Annotated in this window: 16 protein-coding genes; 3 read left to right on the forward strand and 13 right to left on the reverse strand. The window is 37.6% G+C overall.

Annotated elements, in window-relative coordinates:
• The first annotated feature begins 304 nt into the window (after positions 1-304).
• Both LQ227_RS06965 and LQ227_RS06970 read left to right on the forward strand, forming a co-directional pair.
• Positions 305-3,709 carry a glycosyltransferase gene (locus LQ227_RS06965; protein WP_230142229.1) on the forward strand — a complete coding sequence of 1,135 codons (3,405 nt, stop codon included), beginning with the start codon at positions 305-307 and terminating at the stop codon, positions 3,707-3,709.
• 293 nt (positions 3,710-4,002) lie between these two features.
• Positions 4,003-4,461 (forward strand): hypothetical protein, encoded by a 459-nt coding sequence (locus LQ227_RS06970; protein WP_230148839.1) that lies wholly within the window; start codon positions 4,003-4,005, stop codon positions 4,459-4,461.
• Positions 4,462-4,467: 6 nt separating this feature from the next.
• Here LQ227_RS06970 and ispF read toward each other — a convergent pair whose 3' ends face one another.
• Together ispF and porV are read right to left on the reverse strand one after the other, a co-directional pair.
• Complete coding sequence (gene ispF / locus LQ227_RS06975; RefSeq protein ID WP_215129999.1) at positions 4,468-4,947, reverse strand: 2-C-methyl-D-erythritol 2,4-cyclodiphosphate synthase; 480 nt, start codon at positions 4,945-4,947, stop codon at positions 4,468-4,470.
• Positions 4,948-5,008: 61 nt separating this feature from the next.
• Positions 5,009-6,199: a type IX secretion system outer membrane channel protein PorV gene (gene porV, locus LQ227_RS06980; protein ID WP_057931413.1), complete on the reverse strand. Its 1,191-nt coding sequence runs from the start codon at positions 6,197-6,199 to the stop codon at positions 5,009-5,011.
• Between the two features lie 642 nt (positions 6,200-6,841).
• On the opposite strand from porV, the gene LQ227_RS06985 reads away from it, so the two are divergent.
• Positions 6,842-8,527: an SUMF1/EgtB/PvdO family nonheme iron enzyme gene (locus LQ227_RS06985; protein WP_230148841.1), complete on the forward strand. Its 1,686-nt coding sequence runs from the start codon at positions 6,842-6,844 to the stop codon at positions 8,525-8,527.
• 259 nt (positions 8,528-8,786) lie between these two features.
• On the opposite strand, the gene LQ227_RS06990 is transcribed toward LQ227_RS06985, so the two are convergent.
• From LQ227_RS06990 to LQ227_RS07040, 11 genes are all read right to left on the reverse strand, one after another.
• Positions 8,787-9,287 (reverse strand): acetyl-CoA carboxylase biotin carboxyl carrier protein subunit, encoded by a 501-nt coding sequence (locus LQ227_RS06990; protein ID WP_230148843.1) that lies wholly within the window; start codon positions 9,285-9,287, stop codon positions 8,787-8,789.
• A 3-nt stretch (positions 9,288-9,290) separates the two neighbouring features.
• A complete protein-coding gene (locus tag LQ227_RS06995; protein WP_230149236.1) occupies positions 9,291-9,908 on the reverse strand; it encodes a DUF4159 domain-containing protein in 618 nt (205 codons plus the stop codon).
• A 71-nt stretch (positions 9,909-9,979) separates the two neighbouring features.
• Positions 9,980-10,684 (reverse strand): 16S rRNA (uracil(1498)-N(3))-methyltransferase, encoded by a 705-nt coding sequence (locus LQ227_RS07000; RefSeq protein WP_230148845.1) that lies wholly within the window; start codon positions 10,682-10,684, stop codon positions 9,980-9,982.
• An 8-nt stretch (positions 10,685-10,692) separates the two neighbouring features.
• Entirely contained in the window at positions 10,693-12,117 is a 1,425-nt protein-coding gene (locus tag LQ227_RS07005; RefSeq protein ID WP_230148847.1) for a hemolysin family protein, read from the reverse strand.
• Positions 12,117-12,668: an inorganic diphosphatase gene (locus tag LQ227_RS07010; protein ID WP_025146339.1), complete on the reverse strand. Its 552-nt coding sequence runs from the start codon at positions 12,666-12,668 to the stop codon at positions 12,117-12,119. Before LQ227_RS07010 ends, LQ227_RS07005 begins: the two co-directional genes overlap by 1 nt.
• A gap of 2 nt (positions 12,669-12,670) precedes the next feature.
• A complete protein-coding gene (locus LQ227_RS07015) occupies positions 12,671-13,330 on the reverse strand; it encodes a DedA family protein (RefSeq protein WP_029274742.1) in 660 nt (219 codons plus the stop codon).
• A gap of 47 nt (positions 13,331-13,377) precedes the next feature.
• On the reverse strand, positions 13,378-14,748 hold the full coding sequence (locus tag LQ227_RS07020; protein WP_230148849.1) for an NADH-quinone oxidoreductase subunit N: 1,371 nt from the start codon (positions 14,746-14,748) through the stop codon (positions 13,378-13,380).
• 3 nt (positions 14,749-14,751) lie between these two features.
• Positions 14,752-16,215, reverse strand: a complete 1,464-nt coding sequence (locus tag LQ227_RS07025; RefSeq protein WP_230148851.1) for a NuoM family protein — start codon at positions 16,213-16,215, stop codon at positions 14,752-14,754.
• A 20-nt stretch (positions 16,216-16,235) separates the two neighbouring features.
• On the reverse strand, positions 16,236-18,137 hold the full coding sequence (nuoL, locus tag LQ227_RS07030) for an NADH-quinone oxidoreductase subunit L (protein ID WP_371824740.1): 1,902 nt from the start codon (positions 18,135-18,137) through the stop codon (positions 16,236-16,238).
• A gap of 13 nt (positions 18,138-18,150) precedes the next feature.
• The gene (gene nuoK / locus LQ227_RS07035) at positions 18,151-18,480 is read right to left on the reverse strand and encodes an NADH-quinone oxidoreductase subunit NuoK (protein WP_029274746.1); all 330 of its coding nucleotides are present in this window, start codon (positions 18,478-18,480) and stop codon (positions 18,151-18,153) included.
• Positions 18,480-18,983, reverse strand: coding sequence for an NADH-quinone oxidoreductase subunit J (locus tag LQ227_RS07040; protein ID WP_029274747.1), 504 nt, complete (start codon positions 18,981-18,983; stop codon positions 18,480-18,482). The genes nuoK and LQ227_RS07040 overlap by 1 nt, the downstream gene beginning before the upstream one ends.
• Positions 18,984-19,062: the final 79 nt, after the last annotated feature.

The raw sequence follows: 19,062 nt of genomic DNA on the forward strand, positions 1-19,062 counted from the left end.
GCTTTTTTTGTACCCGCATATACAGGACAACCCAGCCGAAAACATCCTCTTGCTAAATAAACAAAACTAAAAGATCCAGAAACAAGTTCAGGAGGACGAAGCGCATCTTAATTTACGCAAGAAAACCTTAACTTCTTAATGATGAAAAGATCCGGGAACACCACTTATGCACCTGATAAACAGTAAGTAAATCAGCATCTTAAAACTGGAATAGCGATCCATCAGCTCAACCACTCTCCCATTAATCATTCATCCAATCTTCATATTCGTTAGTGACATTTGATTAATAAATCAGAACAGAAAAATGTCCGGAAAACAAATATTTCAAACTGAGACCAAAAGACGCTGGCATACATTTACATGGGTAAGCCGCACGTTTTTTTTAGTCTTCATTATCGCAATCATCTGCGTGGTGTACACACTGTCTTCAGTACAGGCACCTAATTTGCCTTTTATCAATACAAATACACCGTTAACACAAAAACAGTTAGAGAAGTTAAAAAAATCGCAACAGTATAAGGATTTCACCATCGAAAAATCTAAGTTGCAAAAGATCAAAAAAGATCGTGAATACCGCATTTTAAGCCATCGAGGTAACAGCAAGCGCATCAACATGGCATTTTACGTAAGCTGGGCAGCCAGTAAAGAATCATCAATATCAGATTTAAAACGCAACATTAGCCATTTGGATATGGTGGCTACAGAGTCGTTCTTTTTAAATGGTGATTCTATTGTAGATAAAGCAGATACTGCGGCCTTAAAAGTAATACATGCCGGCAAAAAATCGGCTATTGCGGTGGTTTCAAATTACAATAAAGATCATTGGGATGGTGCAGCAGTAAGAAGATTATTAAACGATCAATCTGCCCAGCAAAAATTGATCTACGATCTTATAGCAATTACCAAAAAATACGGCTATAGTGGAATTAATATAGATTTCGAAGAGCTCAACCTCCAAAATAGCGATAGTTTTAACGCTTTTATGAAAAATCTATATACTCAGTTTCACACCGAGAAACTGATTGTTTCTCAGGATATTTCACCCGAAAATGACGATTATAAGCCAGAAATTCTTCAAAAATATAATGATTACCTCGTATTAATGGCTTATGATCAGCATACTGAACAAAGTAACGCAGGCGATATTTCCCATCAGGAATGGGTGGAGGAAAAGCTTGATGATATCTGCAGTAAAGTGGATGCCAGCAAAGTAATCCTTGCCTTGGCTTGCTACGGTTACGATTGGCCAAAAAATAGCATTGGGCAACCGGTTACTTACGAGCAGGCGATGACAATGGCCGTTAATTATAAAAGCAAAATAAACTATAATCCTGCTTCTGCCAATTTAAACTACACTTACAACGATGGCAGTGGGATTAAACATGAAGTTTACTTTACTGATGCGGCAACCTATTTTAATTTAATCCGCAAGGCTGATGATTGGGATATTGCTGGTGTAGCCTTATGGCGCTTAGGTTCAGAAGACAAACGCTTATGGTCGTTTATTTCCAATGACCTTAGTTTGGATACATTAAAGAAAAAACCCTTCGATTTACGCAAAATTGCTTCATTAAATATGGGTGGAATCTCCTACTTAGGCGATGGCGAAATTCTGGACCTGATTTCTACCCCTACACCTGGTAGTGTAAAGTTCACTTTAAACAAAGACAACTTTTCCATTGCCGATCAAAAGTATATCAGACTTCCAGAGCAATATGTAATTAAAAGGTTTGGAGAGGCCGATAAGAAAATCGCCTTAACCTTTGATGATGGGCCAGACCCGGTTTATACACCACAGGTATTAAATATTTTGAAACGAGAAAAAGTACCAGGCTGTTTCTTTGTGGTTGGCATTATGGCTGAACAGAACATGGAATTGTTAAGACAGGAATATAATGATGGTTATGAAATTGGAAACCATACTTTCTTCCATCCTGATATGTCGGCCATTGGACCACGAAGGGTAAAGTTCGAACTAAATGCCACCCGTAGATTAATTGAAGCGGTTACCGGTCACAGCACAATCCTGTTCCGTGCACCATTTAATGCTGATGCCGAACCCCAAAATATTTCAGAAATTCTGCCTGTTGCACAGAGCCGTAAAGAAAATTACATCAATATCGGGGAATATATAGATCCTGAAGATTGGCAACCAGGCAAAACTGCCGATCAGATTTTTAACGAAGTAGTGAAACAACAGGACAACGGTAATATCCTTTTATTACACGATGCTGGTGGAAACCGCGAAGCTACTGTTGCAGCCCTACCCCGGATTATAAAATTCTTTAAGGCCAAGGGGTATACCTTTACTACGGTTGGCGATTTAATGGGCAAAAAAAGATCGGAATTAATGCCTGCGGTAAAATCTATGGCAAATAGTGGTTTTTCTGGTTCTGGTGATTACTTTTTCATCAATTTCTTTTACTATGGAAACATGATTTTAAACATCGTATTTTCTGTAGCGATTGTACTTGCTATCTTAAGGACGATATTTATCGCCTATTTAGCCATCAGACAGCGAAAAAGAGCGAAACAGAATGTCAGCAAATTGGTAGTAAATCCTTCAGAAAAAGTGAGTATTATCATTCCGGCTTACAATGAAGAAGTTACTGCTGTGCAAACCATTAATAGTCTTTTAAAAACCACCTACCCCGATTTTGAACTGATTTTTGTGGATGATGGTTCGAAAGATAAAACCTTCGAAATTATTAATGAACACTTTGGCAACCACCCTCAGGTAAAGGTTTTCCGCAAAGCAAATGGAGGTAAAGCATCTGCATTAAATTATGGTATATCAAAAGCAACTTCCGAATTTGTGGTCTGTATAGATGCCGATACACAGCTAAAAGATGATGCCGTTACCGAACTGATGCGTTATTTTTATAGTGACCAAATTGCGGCAGTAGCTGGTACTGTGAAAGTTGGGAATGCCAACAATATCATTACCAAATGGCAGTCTATTGAATATATCACCGCACAGAATATGGATAGGCGTGCTTTCGACTTATTAAATACAATTACTGTTGTTCCTGGAGCAATAGGTGCTTTCAGAAAAAATGTAATTTTAGAAATCGGCGGATTTACCATTGATACACTTGCCGAAGACTGCGATTTAACCATGCGTATTTTGAAAGCAGGTTACCGCGTAAAAAATTGTGATACTGCAATTGCTTATACCGAAGCACCAGAAACGGTGAATATGTTGCTTAAGCAACGTTTCCGCTGGAGTTTTGGCGTAATGCAAAGTTTCTGGAAAAACAGAAAAACACTGCTAAACAAGAAATATGGTTACTTTGGGATGGTAGGAATGCCAAATATTTTGATCTATCAGATCATTTTGCCGCTATTTTCTCCACTTGCCGATCTTTTTATGTTCATCTCGTTAATTAGTGGTCTATTTTCGTTAAGTGCTATAAATAATTTAACCCTAACCGGATTTTCAGGAATTTTAAGCCTGCATAACGGTTTTGGCCAGGTACTTTTCTATTATATCATCTTTATTGTTGTAGATATGATTTTTGCTGCAATCGCCTTCCGCATGGAAAAAGAAAAATACACGAATTTACTTTACATATTCCCACAGCGGTTTTTCTGGCGACAATTAATGTATATTGTACTATTCCGTTCGTTCAGAAAAGCCATAAAAGGGGAACTGGAAACCTGGGGAACGTTAAAGCGGACAGGAAACGTTAAGGAGCAATTGGCGTAATGCTTCTCATCAAGATATCGTCATTGCGAGAAGGCTTTTTCAGCCGACGAAGCAATCTTACAACTATCGCTAGTAGCGAGCGCATTAAGATTGCTTCGTGCCTCGCAATGACGACCATTCTATTAGGATCTGTCAATGGTAGCCTGTCGAAGGGCTGGCTAAAATGCAATGTAAAGCATTTCGACAAACTCTATATGAACGCTCCGAATCAAAATTTAATATTATTGCACACAACCCAAAGAAAAACATAAACAATTCATAACAAGCTATTTAAAAAAACATTATTATTGTTTATGGAAAAATCTAACCAAACTATATTTTCCTTTAAACAGGTTTTATTGATTGCGCTTGTTGCTGGAACATTAGATGGATTGGCAGCAGTTATATTTTTAGGAAAGATGAATTTTATGGGGGTATTTCAGTATATCTCCAGCGCTATTATGGGGCCAAATGCTTTTGCTGGAGGGACTAAAACAGCCCTAATAGGTTTAGCATTCCACTACTTTATTGCTTTTTGCTTCACCCTGATTTTTACTATTGCATCAATAAAAACACCTGTTTTACGAAAGAATATCATCCTATCAGGAGTAATTTACGGGATTATCGTTTGGACGATCATGACCCTCTTGATTGTTCCATTAACCAAAATACCTGCAGCACCGTTTCATTATGAACGGGCGATTTTAAATGCGGTAATACTGATTTTTTGCATAGGCTTACCGATTTCTTACTTAACCGCCCGAAAATTCTAGTACGAATTAAGGTTTTTCTATCAGGCAAACGGCATAAGAAACAACACCTTCTTCCCTGCCGATAAATCCCATTTGCTCATTGGTAGTGGCTTTTATCGAAATATCTTCGGTAGAAATTCCAATCGCTTCAGCAATATTTTGCTGCATAGCAGGAATATGAGGGTTAATTTTTGGCGCTTCTAAACAAAGCATCGCATCTATATTCCCAATTTGCCATCCTTTTTCGGTCAACAATTTAACCGTTTCCTTCAATAAAACGAGGCTACTGATGCCTTTCCACCTATCATCTGTATTCTTAAAATGGAAACCAATATCGCGAAGGTTGGCTGCCCCTAAAAGCGCATCGCAGATGGCGTGAAGCAAAACATCGGCATCCGAATGCCCAAAAGCACCTTTATGATGATCTAATGTAACTCCACCAACAACAAAAGGATGCTGATCTTTTAACTGATGTACATCGAATCCGAAACCTACTCTAATTTTCATGGGTATTTAGGTTAATTGTTTAAATACGTTAATCTGTTAATTATAAACTGATCGCTTAAAATTACTTTTTAACAATTTTTTTGTCGCCAAAGTTAAACAATAGACCAAAACGTAAGGTATTTGCAAGTGGACTTGTTTGTGCATTTGCAATCAAATAAGAGAAATCTATATTAAAAACGTTGTATTTTAATCCAAGGCCCAAAGTAAAGTAGCGGCTATCGCCTTTCATTGGGCTCTGATAGTTGTAACCTGCTCTCACTGCAAACTGTTGGTTATACCAGTACTCTAAGCCCGTTGAAATTCCTACTTCCTTTAATTCTTCACTAAAACCACCTGGGGCATCACTAAACGAACCAAAAATTCCGGCAGGTACTGAACGGTTAGGGTTTTTTCCGCTCACAATGTTATTGTTCGAATCGTATATCGGCTGCGTTGGCACCAGCAACTTATTAAAATCAAGGGCAAAAGTTAAGGTGCTGAAATCGTCTACAGTAATTGTAGACGCGCCTCCTATTTTAAAATTCGTAGGTAAAAAGAAATTTTCTCCACCATCAGAATAGCTCATTTTTGTTCCAATGTTGGAAATATTAGCACCTGCAGAAAGAACAGTCTGCCTGCCAAACATTGTAGTGGTTGTTTTGTATAGACCCGACACATCTACAGCTACCGCATTTCCGCTATGAACCTGCCCCGATGATGAAAATTGACCTGAAGCTAAATTTGAATAAATATACCTTAATGATGTTCCCAATGAAAATTCCTCACCAAAATTACGGGCAAAAGAAACATCAAAAGCCAATTCATTCGGATTGGAAATTCCCAGGTCTTGTTGGTTGATGTCGGTAAGCTGAATAGAGCCCAAAGAAAAATACCTTAATGAGGCACCAATGGTATTACGATCATCCAATTTATAAAAGCCACTTAAATAGGCAAGATTAATATCAGGCACTAAACTTTTTAACCACGGGCTATAAGAAACAGAAAATCCGTAAGGTTTATCTAAAAATGCAAGTTTAGAAGCATTGATGCTCGCTGAATTAACATCACCAGCAACGGCCACGCCAGCATCACCCATTGCACCAGCACGGGCATCGGGCGTAATGAGCAGAAATGGAACTGCTGTTACAATATTGTTTGCCTCGCTACCATTTGTTTGTGTATTGCCTATGGTTACCTGAGCATTTGTTTTACCAAACACCAAGGCCATTGAGAGTGCAGAAAAAGCAAGTTTACTGATGTACTTGAAATTCATCCTTTAAAGGTACGTAATTTTAGATTTTGGTATTTAGCAACAACTGGAGAATATATTCTGTAACGTAAAACCAAAACTTATATTTCACCAAATTACGAATTCTATGATTATTTACTAATTAAACATACGATTTTTACATACAGGTGTGACTGCAAAAAACCTAAACCCATAACTAATAACCATTTAACATCATAATTGAGCTATTTTCTTTTTTCTATAAAAATTATTAATTCGATTTGTCAACTTAATAATCTTTAAATCAAATATGGTTAATTTATTGCAGTCTCAATAAACTTATAACAATACTCTTTTTTATATATGCACGTTTAAGCTGTCACTAAAAACATAAAAAAAATTAATATTGAGATGACCTGAGCTGTAATATAAGTAATTCCACCTATTGCGCTAATGGCTTGCCAACAGCACTTCTCAATCACCTCCCTCTCTTTTTATCTTGCTTATTTATAATTATTTAACCTAAATTTAACTGAAAAATTAAGTAGACACAATACGACAGAAAATAATACGTTATCACTCAAAAATATAATCGATATTTTATTACCACATTATTTATATATTCATTTAAAATTGTTTAATTTTATCGGTTGAATCCCTATAGGGACGATTTTCCCAACGAACTATATGAAAAAACTGTTACTATATTCTTTTACTTGTTTGTCATTAGCTGCCCTACTTACGAGCTGTAGCTCAAAAGGAGGGAACAGTTCTAGCAAAACAGGTATTCCCTATGCTGATAGGAAAAGCAAAAACAACCAATCTGGTGCTTTTGCTGTAGCTACTCAATACAAGAGAGCTCCAGGACCAGGCTTGATTCCAATTGAAGGTGGAGTTTTAGTTGTTGGTGGTAGTGCCATCGAAGTACCGGGTGTTGAGCCAAATATTTACAATTACAAAAGACAGGTTACTGTTCCATCTTTTTACATGGATGAAACTGAAGTATCGAATACCGATTGGTTAGAATACTTACATTGGATCAGATACAACTACCCTGAAGATCGTGAGTTTTATTATAATGAGCTTCCTGATACTTTAGTGTGGCGCCGCGCATTATCATACAACGAACCTTATGTAGATAACTACTTAAGACACCCAGCTTACCGTGACTACCCTGTTGTAGGTGTTTCATGGGAGCAGGCATCACGTTATTGCGAATGGAGAACTTCGAGAGCTAACGAATTTATTCTACGCGAAAAAGGAATTTTAACTGATTATAAAACTTTAGCCGGTAATGGGAAAAGCAATACTGCTACTACAGCAGCGGCGACTCCAAAACCAGACAAACCTTTTAATACTGATGCCTATTTAAATGGCCAGTATGATGATAAGGGGAAAAATGCGCCAATCGATTACAATACAAAATCAGGTGCAGCTACATCAACCGCTGGAGGAACAGCAGCCCCAGCATCTGGAGGCAAAAACAATCAGCCTAGAAGAACTGCGACACTAGAGGATGGTGTAATTATGCAGCCTTATCGTTTACCAACAGAAGCTGAATGGGAATACGCTGCTTTAGGTTTAATTGGCAATACAGAATACGAAAACATCAATCAGAATAAAATCTACCCGTGGAATGGCTTAGGTGTGAGCTCTGCCAAAAAGAAAACCAGAGGTATGATTCAGGCCAACTTTAAAAGGGCACCTGGCGATTATATGGGTGTTGGTGGTTCATTAAATGATAAAGGAGATTTAACCGTTCCCGTTATTCAATATGCACCAAACGACTTCGGCTTATATAATATGGCTGGAAACGTGAATGAATGGGTTAATGATGTTTACAGAACAGGTACATTTACCGATGCAGATGCATTTAACCCATATCGTGGTAACTATTTCACCAATAAAAAATTAGAGGATTCGCAAAGCGGGAAAATCGCATTGGATAAATATGGCAATCCGATCAAGGAAAATGCTTACGCCGGAAGAAAACAAACATGGGCAGAAAAACAGGCACAGGCGAAACGTTCCGATTCAATTTCAAAATCGACTGATCCACAATCTCCAGTAGCATCAACCAGTTATCAGGCCGATCAAAGAGGTTACCGTGATAGACAAAATATTTTATTAAATGAAGAAGGTGTAACGCTTGTAAACGATAAATCCAGAGTTTATAAAGGTGGTTCTTGGAATGACATGGCTTACTGGTTAAACCCCGCAACACGCCGTTTTATGCAACAAGATGAATCATCTGCAGAAGTTGGTTTCCGTTGCGCCATGACTATGCTTGGCGCTCCAGAAATTAGTACTGCAGGTAAAAGAAATTTTAAAAACCCTCCTCAAAAACCTTATAGGGTAAGTAGAGGTAAATAAAAAAGAAAAGTCCCGACATTAAATCGGGACTTTTTTATGTGTTATACTTTTTTAAATTTTTATTTGGTGGCTTTCTTAGTGAATAGTACCATTAAGAAGTTAAGATCCTGTGTAAACTTAGACGACCTCAGGTGACCTAGGTGGTCAAAGGCTCACATATTTTACTCAACATTAAGGAGTTAAGAGCATTAAGAAATGATCTCATTAAAAATTGGCAGCTTAACCTTAATGCCCTTAATACCTTAATAGCAAAAGCTATCTACTTAAACTGAATCAAGATCTGGTTCTTCTCTACCTTATCGCCCTGCTTAATCAAAACTTTCTTTATCACACCATCGGCTGATGATTTTAGGATATTTTCCATTTTCATCGCTTCCAGCACCAATAGGTTATCACCTTTCTTTACCTCAGCATTCTCTTCAACCAAAACCTTTAGTACTAAACCAGGCATCGGTGCTTTAATTTCTGAAACTTTATTAGCAGTTAAATTATCCAACCCCAGCTGTTTTAACAAAACGTCAAACTGATCTTCGATGCTAATCTGATAAATATTACCGTTAACCTTTATTTTACAGGTTTTATCTGCTTTGTTCAGCTCAACCAGCTCTGTATTAAAAGATTTATTCTGGTATAAAACGTGCGTAATATTATTCCCAATTGAACTCAAATCGAATTGAATAGGTTCTCCGTTTACCAAAAAAGATGACTCCTTATTTTCAACCTCGAATAAAAACTGATCGTTTACTTTTACTTTATACATTTGTTATTGGGTTAAAGCATACTGAACCAAATTTGCGCCCATTTTAAGCGCTTTAGTCCTCGTTTCTTGTCTATCTTCAGGATAGGTACCAAAATCTTCCCAGCCATTCCCTAAATCGCACTCAAAGGTGTAATAGCATACAATTCTACCTTTATAAATCAATGCAAATCCCTGAGGTCTTTTATTATCGTGCTCATGGATTTTTGGCAAGCCTCCCGGAAACTTAAATTTCTGGTTATATAATGCATGGTTGGCCGGCAATTCGACAAAACTAAGTTCCGGGAATACTTTTTTCATCTGCGGGCGGATAAATTTATCCAATCCATAATTATCATCAATATGAAGAAAACCACCACCTGTAAGGTATTGCCTTAAATTTTTAATTTCCTGCTCGTTAAAAACTACGTTTCCGTGGCCAGTCATGTAAACAAATGGATAATTGAATATTTCTTTCGAGCCTACTTCTACAATACTTTCTTCAGCATAAAAATTAGTCTTCAAATTGGCATTGCAGTAGGCGATTAAATTGGGTAAAGCTGTCCTATCCGCATACCAATCGCCACCACCATTGTATTTAAGTTTGGCCATACGGTAGGTTGGCGGAATAAAAGCAAAAAACATTAAGCTAAAAGCTAAAAGACCAAAGCTGAAAGACCAAAGCTGAAAACTGAAAACTGAAAACTTCAAATTGATTATCGGTTAAGGTAATTGATTTCAAAACAAACAGATAATGCAGCCGTTTCTGTGCGCAATCTGTTATCACCTAAAGTTAATGCTTTAAAGCCTTTGTTCAAAGCTAAATTAACTTCATCAGGTGTGAAATCTCCTTCAGGACCAATAAGAACTAAGTATTTTTGATGTGGAGCTACAAGTTTGGATATATATTGTTTCTCCCCGTTATCGATACAATGTGCGATTAGTTTATCACCATCAAATGATTTTTTTAAAAAAGCATCCAACGAAATGGCATCATTCAATTTTGGATGATAGGCTTTTATCGATTGCTTAACAGCAGAAGTAATCACTTTGTTGAGCCGATCCTCTTTAACTATCCTACGCTCCGATCGATCGGTAATAACTGGTGTAATTTCATCAATACCCAACTCTGTAGCTTTTTCTAAAAACCATTCGATCCGGTCGATATTTTTAGTTGGCGCAACAGCAATATGCAGGTAATGATTCCTTTTATGAAACTCCGTTTCTACTTTTAAAATGGATAAGGAGACTTTTTTAGGATTATCAGAAGTGATTTCAGCAGTGTAAAAGCCACCTTTCCCATCAACCAGGTTAACGATTGAGCCTATGGCAAGGCGAAGCACCCTAACGCAATGTTTGCTCTCTTCTTCGTTAAGCGTATAAGTATTTTGGGTTATATCTGGTGTGTAAAAAATATGCATAGTTGAAATTAATGATTATCAACCATATCTGCTTTATTGATCACCAATTCTAACTTGATTGTTTCGATATTCTGCTCTGTTTTTTTAAGGATGGTAAACAGATATCCGTATGATTCGTTGCTTTCGCCTACCTCAGGGATACGTTCAAAAACATGAGAAACCAAACCACCAATGGTATCGAAATCTTCATCCTCGGGTAAATCGTGAGGCAGATGTTCATTTACATCATATACAGTAGCGAATGCATTTACGATAAACTCATTGTCAGAAACTTTTTCTACCAGTGGCTTTTCTTCATCGTATTCATCCTGGATTTCTCCAACAAGCTCTTCAACAATATCTTCTAACGTAACCATGCCCGCTGTACCGCCAAACTCATCTAATACAATAGCAATCTGTATGCGGTTACTTTGCAGTTCACTCATCAGATCGTTGATTTTCTTGGTTTCTGTAACGAAATATGGTTTTCTGATGATATCGTTTAATGTCCAGTGCTGATTACCCGCTGCAACCAATGGTAAAATATCTTTTGCATGGATAATCCCTACAATTTTATCCATGATCTCATCATAAACTGGTAAACGCGAATACCCTTCCTTAATAATCGTATCAATCACTTCTTCTTTTGGAGAAGTTAGTTCAATACCCGAAATCTTGGTGCGGGGTACCATGATATTCTTCACCACTCGCTCATTAAAATCGAATACATTTTTAATCAGCTCATGTTCGTTATTATCTAAGGCTCCGCTTTCTTTACCCTGGTCTAATAAATACTGAAGTTCTTCGGTACTATGAAGCGATTCATGTCCGCTTGAAGTGTCGATTCCGAATGGCTTAAGGATTATGGCAGCGAGACTGTTTAATGTCCAGATGAATGGTTTAAATACCACATAAAATATCTGCAATGGTACAGAAACAAATAAAGTTGTTGCTACCGGCCGTTGGATAGCAAAAGATTTAGGTGCTAATTCACCAAATACAATGTGCATAATCGTAATCAACGAGAAGGCAACAATTGTAGATGCGGTATGGATAGAAGCATCGCTCAATCCCCACTTCAAACTATCGAACAGATTTTTGAAAATGGTATGCATAACGCCTTCACCTACCCAACCTAAGCCAAGTGATGCAAGCGTTATACCTAGCTGTGTGGCGGCCAGATATCCATCAAGGTTATGAATAATCCCTTTGGCCATTTTGCCAACACGACTGCCTGTTTTTGCTTTAATTTCAATCTGTGATGCCCGGACTTTTACAATTGCAAACTCTGCTGCAACAAAAAATCCGTTTAATAACACCAAAAATAACGCAAAGAATAATCGCCAGCCTACAGAAGTGGTATCGGGTTCTTGTAAAGCAACCAAAACTACGTTTGTGGGCAGGATTGCACTTAGCTCAAAATTTAAAAACAAACATACCGTGGGTAAATCCATTAAGCCAATTCTCTAAATGTTGTGTTATAAAGTTCTATGCTTTCTTTAATTACTTTATGCGCATAACGAACACCAAGTAAATGTTCGATGGTTACATTTTTATCTTCTAATGCTTTATAATCCTGAAAGAAACGAACAATCTCTTTCATTTGATGTGGAGGCAATTCATCTAAATCGTTGATGTAGTTCACCGACATATCGTGAGCAGCAACCGCGATAATTTTATCATCTTGCTCTCCATTATCTACCATGTGCATTACACCTACAACTTTCGCTTCAATCAATGTCATTGGATAAACATCTACCGAGCAAAGCACCAGAATATCTAATGGATCTTTATCATCGCAATAAGTTTGCGGAATAAAGCCATAATTTGCTGGGTACATTACTGATGAAAAAAGAACCCTATCTAACTTGATCAGACCTGATTCTTTATCTATTTCGTATTTTGCTTTTGATCCTTTTGGAATTTCAATAATTGCGTTAACAATTTCTGGAACATTGTGTCCAGGAGATACGCTATGCCATGCGTGATGATCGTCTTTTGCCATTTTTAATTTAAATCTGTTTTATCCTCTTCAGGGCCACTCACTACTTTACTTTTTACAAAGGTAATTAATAATGGTATAGTTGTAATAAGGATAAAGCCAATAATAATATATAATAAATAATCGTTAATTTCTTTTTCAAACCTTCTGCCCAAAAAATAACCGAGCAAAGTTAAGGAGCAGATCCAAAGTACGCCACCAACAACATTGTATAACGCAAACTTTTTAAACTCTAATTTTACAACCCCCGCAAAAATCGGTGCAAAAGTTCTAACTATTGGCACAAACCTGCCCATAATTAATGCAAAGGCACCTTGTTTGTGATAATAATCCTCTGCAGCTTTTAAATATCTCTTCTTAAAAAAGAAACTGTCTTTTCTGGTGTACAATACGGGGCCAGTTTTACGCCCGAACCAATAACCGGTAAAATTTCCAGAAATGGCTGCGAAACACAAGCCCGCCAAGAGCACCGCGATGTTCACATCAAGCTTGCCTGTTGCTACAAACATTCCCGCTAAAAACAATAAATAATCACCGGGAAGAAAAAAACCAAAAAACAGGCCCGTTTCTGCATAGATAACGAATACGACGAGATAGAAACCACCCTCCCTCAATAATTTCTCGGGATCAAGTAGCTGATGCAGGTTATTCCAAAAATCGTGCATATTCAATTATTCGTAAAACTACAAATAATTATCAAACAACAGCATACCTATATCAGGTTTAAAATAATTGCAGGATAAATACCTAAAATTATTGTAATTGCTACAGAAACCAGTAACACAACCTTGTACTGTGCCGGAGCTGAAAGCTCTGTTTCTGCGCCATCTTTAAACCACATGGCTGCAATTACCCTAAAATAATAGTAAAAGCCAACCAGCGCATTTAAAATCGCAAATGCAACAAGTAAGGTTTTATATTCGGTCATTACATTCAGGAACATTAAATATTTCCCGATAAAGCCAGCTGTTAGCGGAATACCTGCTAACGAAAGCATAGCTACTGTTAAACATAATGCTATTAGTGGATTTCGTTTAGCTAAACCATTGAAACTTTCGAAGCTATCGCTACCCGTCTTTTGTTTTACTAAAATTAATACCGCAAAAGCGATAATTGATGCGAAGGTGTAAGCCGCGGCATAAACCAATACGTTGTTTTCAGAGTTTTTGGTTAACACAATAAGCGAAAACAATAGGTAACCCGCGTGCGAAATACTCGAATATGCCAACATGCGTTTGAAGTTCTTTTGGAACAGTGCAGTTACGTTTCCAATGAATAACGTTAAACAAACAATTACCATAAGTGGTGCAACCCAAAAATCGTGAAGTGGAGCAAGTGCACCAGCAAATAATCTTAAAAAAGCAGCAAAGCCTGCAGTTTTAACTACAGTACTCATGAAAGTGGTAATTAATGAAGGAGCGCCTTCGTATACATCTGGAGTCCAGAAGTGAAAAGGAGCCGCACCAACCTTAAAACTCAAACCAATCATCATTAGGATAACACCCGGATAAAATATTGGAGAAATTGCCTGACTATTTACCAGATAAGCTTGTATCTTATCTAAATCAAATGAGCCCGTAGCGCCATAAATTAAGGTGATACCAAATAAGAGGAAGCCTGTTGAAAAAGCACCCATTAGGAAATACTTTAATGAAGCTTCATTAGAGGCAAAATCCTTTTTACGGATACCCGCTAAAATGTATAAACTCACCGACATGATTTCTAAGCCTACAAATAACATGGCCATATTTTTATACGATACCATCATGATCATTCCCGCCAGTGCGAAAAGAATTAAGGTATAATATTCGGCTATGTTATCGCTTTTAGCGTGGAAATAGTTCTGTGTTAATAAAAAGATTAAAAGTGTACCGATAATACATATCCCTGAAAATGCCAGAGCGAAGTTATCTGTCTGCATCATCCCGAAATGAACAGCATTGCCGTTCCATGCACAAAAAGTAAATCCCAGTGCAGTAAGTAAGCCAACAACGGTAAGTGGTAGTAATGCTTTATTTGCCTTAAACAAACCTGCATAAAGCACTATAAAAGCTGTTATACTAATGGTTATAATAATATTCATTGCTTAATTTACTGTGTTTAATTTTTGATTTACCTGTTCTAATAAATGTTGTACAGATGCCTCTGTTAAGTGCAAAATTGGTTTTGGATAAACACCCAAAACAATAATCAGTGCACAAATTGTATAAAGAACCAATTTTTCGGTCCCTTTAATATCGGTAAAAGTGATGGTTAAGCTGTTGGTTTCGCCCAACATTACATTTTGGTACATGCGTAACATGTAAACAGCACCAAAGATAATGGTTAATCCTGCAATAGCTGCAGCCCAAATGCCGTAGTTGTAAACGCCCATTAGCAGTAAAAACTCACCAATAAATCCGTTAGTTCCCGGCAAAGCTACAGTGCCTAAAACAATGATCAGAAAAGTAAGCGCCAACTGTGGTGCTACTTTCGCAATTCCACCTAATTCTTCAATTTTATTGGTTTTAACACGAGAGAAGATGATATCTAAAACAAAGAATAAACCTACTACATTAATACCATGACTCAACATCTGTACCATTGCACCTTGCATACCTTGCTGGTTAAAAGCAAAGATACCTGCTGATATTAATCCAACGTGAGCAATAGATGAATAAGCTACTAAACGTTTAGCATCCTTTTGTGTAAAAGCAATCAGCGAAGCATAAACAATACCGATGATTGATAAAACAATAGCCACTTGGCCCCAATCGTGAACGCCTGCCGGAACAATTGGCAATAACCACCTAATTACGCCATAAATACCCATTTTTAACATGATACCCGATAACAGCATTGTTCCTTGTGTAGGTGCTGCGGTATAAGTATCAGGCTGCCAGGTGTGGAAAGGGAAAATCGGCATCTTAATGGCAAAAGCGATAAAGAAAGCCCAGAAAATCCATCCTTGTTGTGCACTATCTAAGTTTAAAGCGTAAAAGGCTTGAATGTCAAAATTGTGTGCTGGGTTTTGAAGATATAAGTAAATAATACCCATCAACATAAATAATGAACCTGCAATGGTATACACGAAAAATTTCATGTTGATACGGATGCGGTCTTTTCCTCCCCAGATGGCGCAGATAAAGTAGATTGGAATTAATGCTGCTTCCCATCCAATATAGAACAAGAACGCATCTAATGCCGTAAATACCAATAACAGGCCACATTGCATAAATAAAATCAACGCATAAAATGCAGCAGGATTTTTATACTGGTGGTTGTAGCTCGATAAAATAATGATCGGCACCAATAAATTGGTTAGCAATACCACAAGCATGCTAATGCCATCGATACCAGCGTGGAAATTGATGCCTAAATCTGCAATCCATGGCAAATTAACCTCAAACTGGGTACTTGCATTTGGAATGAAATTACCGGCGATAACCAAAGTCAAAACCAAAGAAACAACCGAAAATACGGTCGAAACTATTTTAGCCGACTTACCAGCAAATGCAGTAATAATTGCACCTACAAGCGGAAGAAATATAAGTAGTAAAAGTTGTTCCATTATTTAATTTTGAACCCTTTTTATATGTAATAAAATGTATATGCAAGTAATGCGATGATACCAAATACCATCATAAAAATATAGAAACCTACGTTTCCACTTTGTAGCAAACGAATACCTTTACTGGCTTCGTTTGTACTCCATCCCAGTCCGTTCACAATTCCATCGATAAATTTGTTATCGATAATCCTATAAAAGAATTTCGAAAGTGCATCTAATGGTTTAGTGATCAGGAAATCATAAATTTCATCGAGGTAGAATTTATTATAGGATAACTTTGCCAGAGCAGAACGCGGTGCTTCATCAGCAACAGGAACGCGTGCTCCCCTTACATACCTGCTATGCGCATAAAATAAAGCTGCTATAGCGGCGGTTACTGATATTGCCATTAAACCTATTTCAGTTGAATGGCTTAAATCCAATTCGTGTTGCGCAACGCCTGCTCCAGTTAACCAATGTGCCAACCATTCGTTTCCACCAAAAATATGCGGGAAGTTGATTGCTCCACCAATCGCAGCAAGGATAGCTAAAATGATTAAAGGCAAGGTCATTGCTGTTGGCGATTCGTGCACATGGCTTTCTTCGTGATGTGTTCCACGGTATTTACCAAAGAAAGTCAAGAACATCATTCGGAACATATAGAATGCCGTTAAGAATGCGGTTAAAACCCCAATTCCCCAAAGTACTGGACTAGCCTGGAAAGCATGTGCTAAAATTTCATCCTTTGAGAAAAAACCAGAGAACGGTGGTAAACCCGCAATGGCAATGGTACCGATCAGCATAGTTAAGAAAGTAACCGGAAGTTTCTTTCTCAATCCACCCATATGGCGCATATCTTGTTCATGGTGCATGGCATGGATAACCGAACCTGCGCCCAAGAATAATAGTGCTTTAAAGAATGCGTGGGTTAAAACATGGAAGAATGAACCTGTATAAGCGCCAACACCCAGGCCTAAAAACATATATCCCAATTGCGACACGGTTGAATAAGCCAACACTTTTTTAATATCAGTCTGTGTTAAAGCAATAATTGCTGCAACTAAAGCTGTAGCCGCTCCAACAATGGCAATGATGTGCTGTGTAAGCGGAGCAAGATCGAACAATACGCTCGAACGTGCAATCATGTAAATACCAGCTGTAACCATTGTAGCTGCGTGGATCAAAGCCGAAACTGGTGTTGGCCCGGCCATTGCATCTGGTAACCAGGTAAACAAAGGCAATTGAGCCGATTTACCGCAGGCACCGATAAACAACAAGATGGTAATTAAAACCAGCGTATCATTACCGGGCAACATATTAGCTGCTTGAGGGAAAACTTTAGCAAATTCTACACTACCAAAAGTGGTGAAGATTAAGAATACGCCTAACAAAAAGCCTAAATCGCCAATACGGTTCATTACGAAAGCTTTTTTAGCTGCTGAAGCATAAGCACTGTTCGTATACCAGAAACCGATTAACAGGTAAGAGCATAAACCTACGCCTTCCCAACCGATAAACATAACGATGTAGTTTGATCCCAATACCAATAAAAGCATGAAGAATACAAACAGGTTCAGATAAGCAAAAAACTTACCGAATCCTGCATCATCGTGCATATAGCTGGTAGAATATAAATGGATCAGGAAACCAATTCCAGTGATGATCAAAAGCATGATCGAGCTTAAAGGATCAACCAGGAAAGATAATGGAATGTGTAATGTACCTGCGCTGATCCAATCGAATAAAAATACTTCGTGAGATTTTTGTGTGTCGCCTTGTAAACTAAAGAAAATAACTACGCTGATAATAAAGGAGGCTAAGATTACCCCGCTTCCGATGATACCAACAAGTCCTTTAGATAAAGAGTTTCTGCCTAGTCCATTAATTACAAACCCTAAAAAAGGAAGTAACGGAACCAACCAAATCAATTGTTCTATTGTCATTCTTATTATATATTTACCACTTAAGGCGATTTAAAACATTAATATCTACTGATTTCGTATTTCTGTAAACCATTACGATAATTGCCAGGCCTACTGCAACCTCTGCAGCTGCCAAAGCCATAATGAAGAATACGAAAACCTGCCCTGATGGGTCATTGTTATGAACCGAGAATGCTGTTAAAAGTAAATTAACCGCATTTAGCATCAGCTCAACCGACATAAAAATTACAATGGCATTTCTGCGGGTAAGTACGCCTATTACGCCAATAGAAAAAATAATGGCACTTAAATAGATGTAGTGGTTTAGCGGAACGCCTGCTGCTTGTGTGAATAAATTTTCCATTATGCTTCTACCTCATCTCTTTTAGATAATAAAACGGCTCCAACCATTGCTGCCAATAGTAACAGAGATGACAATTCGAAAGGCAATAAGAATGGGCCAAAAAGCTCCTTACCTAGATTTTCTACCAACCCTAATCCTGGATTTTTCAAAATCAATGGACTGGTAATACTTGCTGATTTTAAAGAACCGATTAAGGTTACAACCAAACAACCGCCAGCAATTACACCTACGATTTTGATCAGTGGCGATTTACTCGGTTCAGTTTCTTTGTTCAGGTTAAGTAGCATCAGTACAAAAAGAAACAATACCATTATGGCCCCCATGTAAACGATAAAGTTTACCACCGCTAAAAACTGTGCGTTTAATAGCACATAGTGTACAGTGAAGGTAAAAAAGGTAAGGATTAAGTACAATACACTGTGGATCGGATTTTTTGCAAAAATCACCATCAGCGAAAAGATGATACTTAATGTGGCTACGAAATAGAATACTTGTGTACTCATTAATTAATTGTTTATTTATGTTCCATGGTTTGTGTCTCCACAAACCATTATTTATATTTCGTTTCGTGAAGACACGAAC

Origin of the sequence: Pedobacter sp. Bi27 (genome assembly GCF_918698255.1) — a bacterium.
GTDB lineage: Bacteria > Bacteroidota > Bacteroidia > Sphingobacteriales > Sphingobacteriaceae > Pedobacter.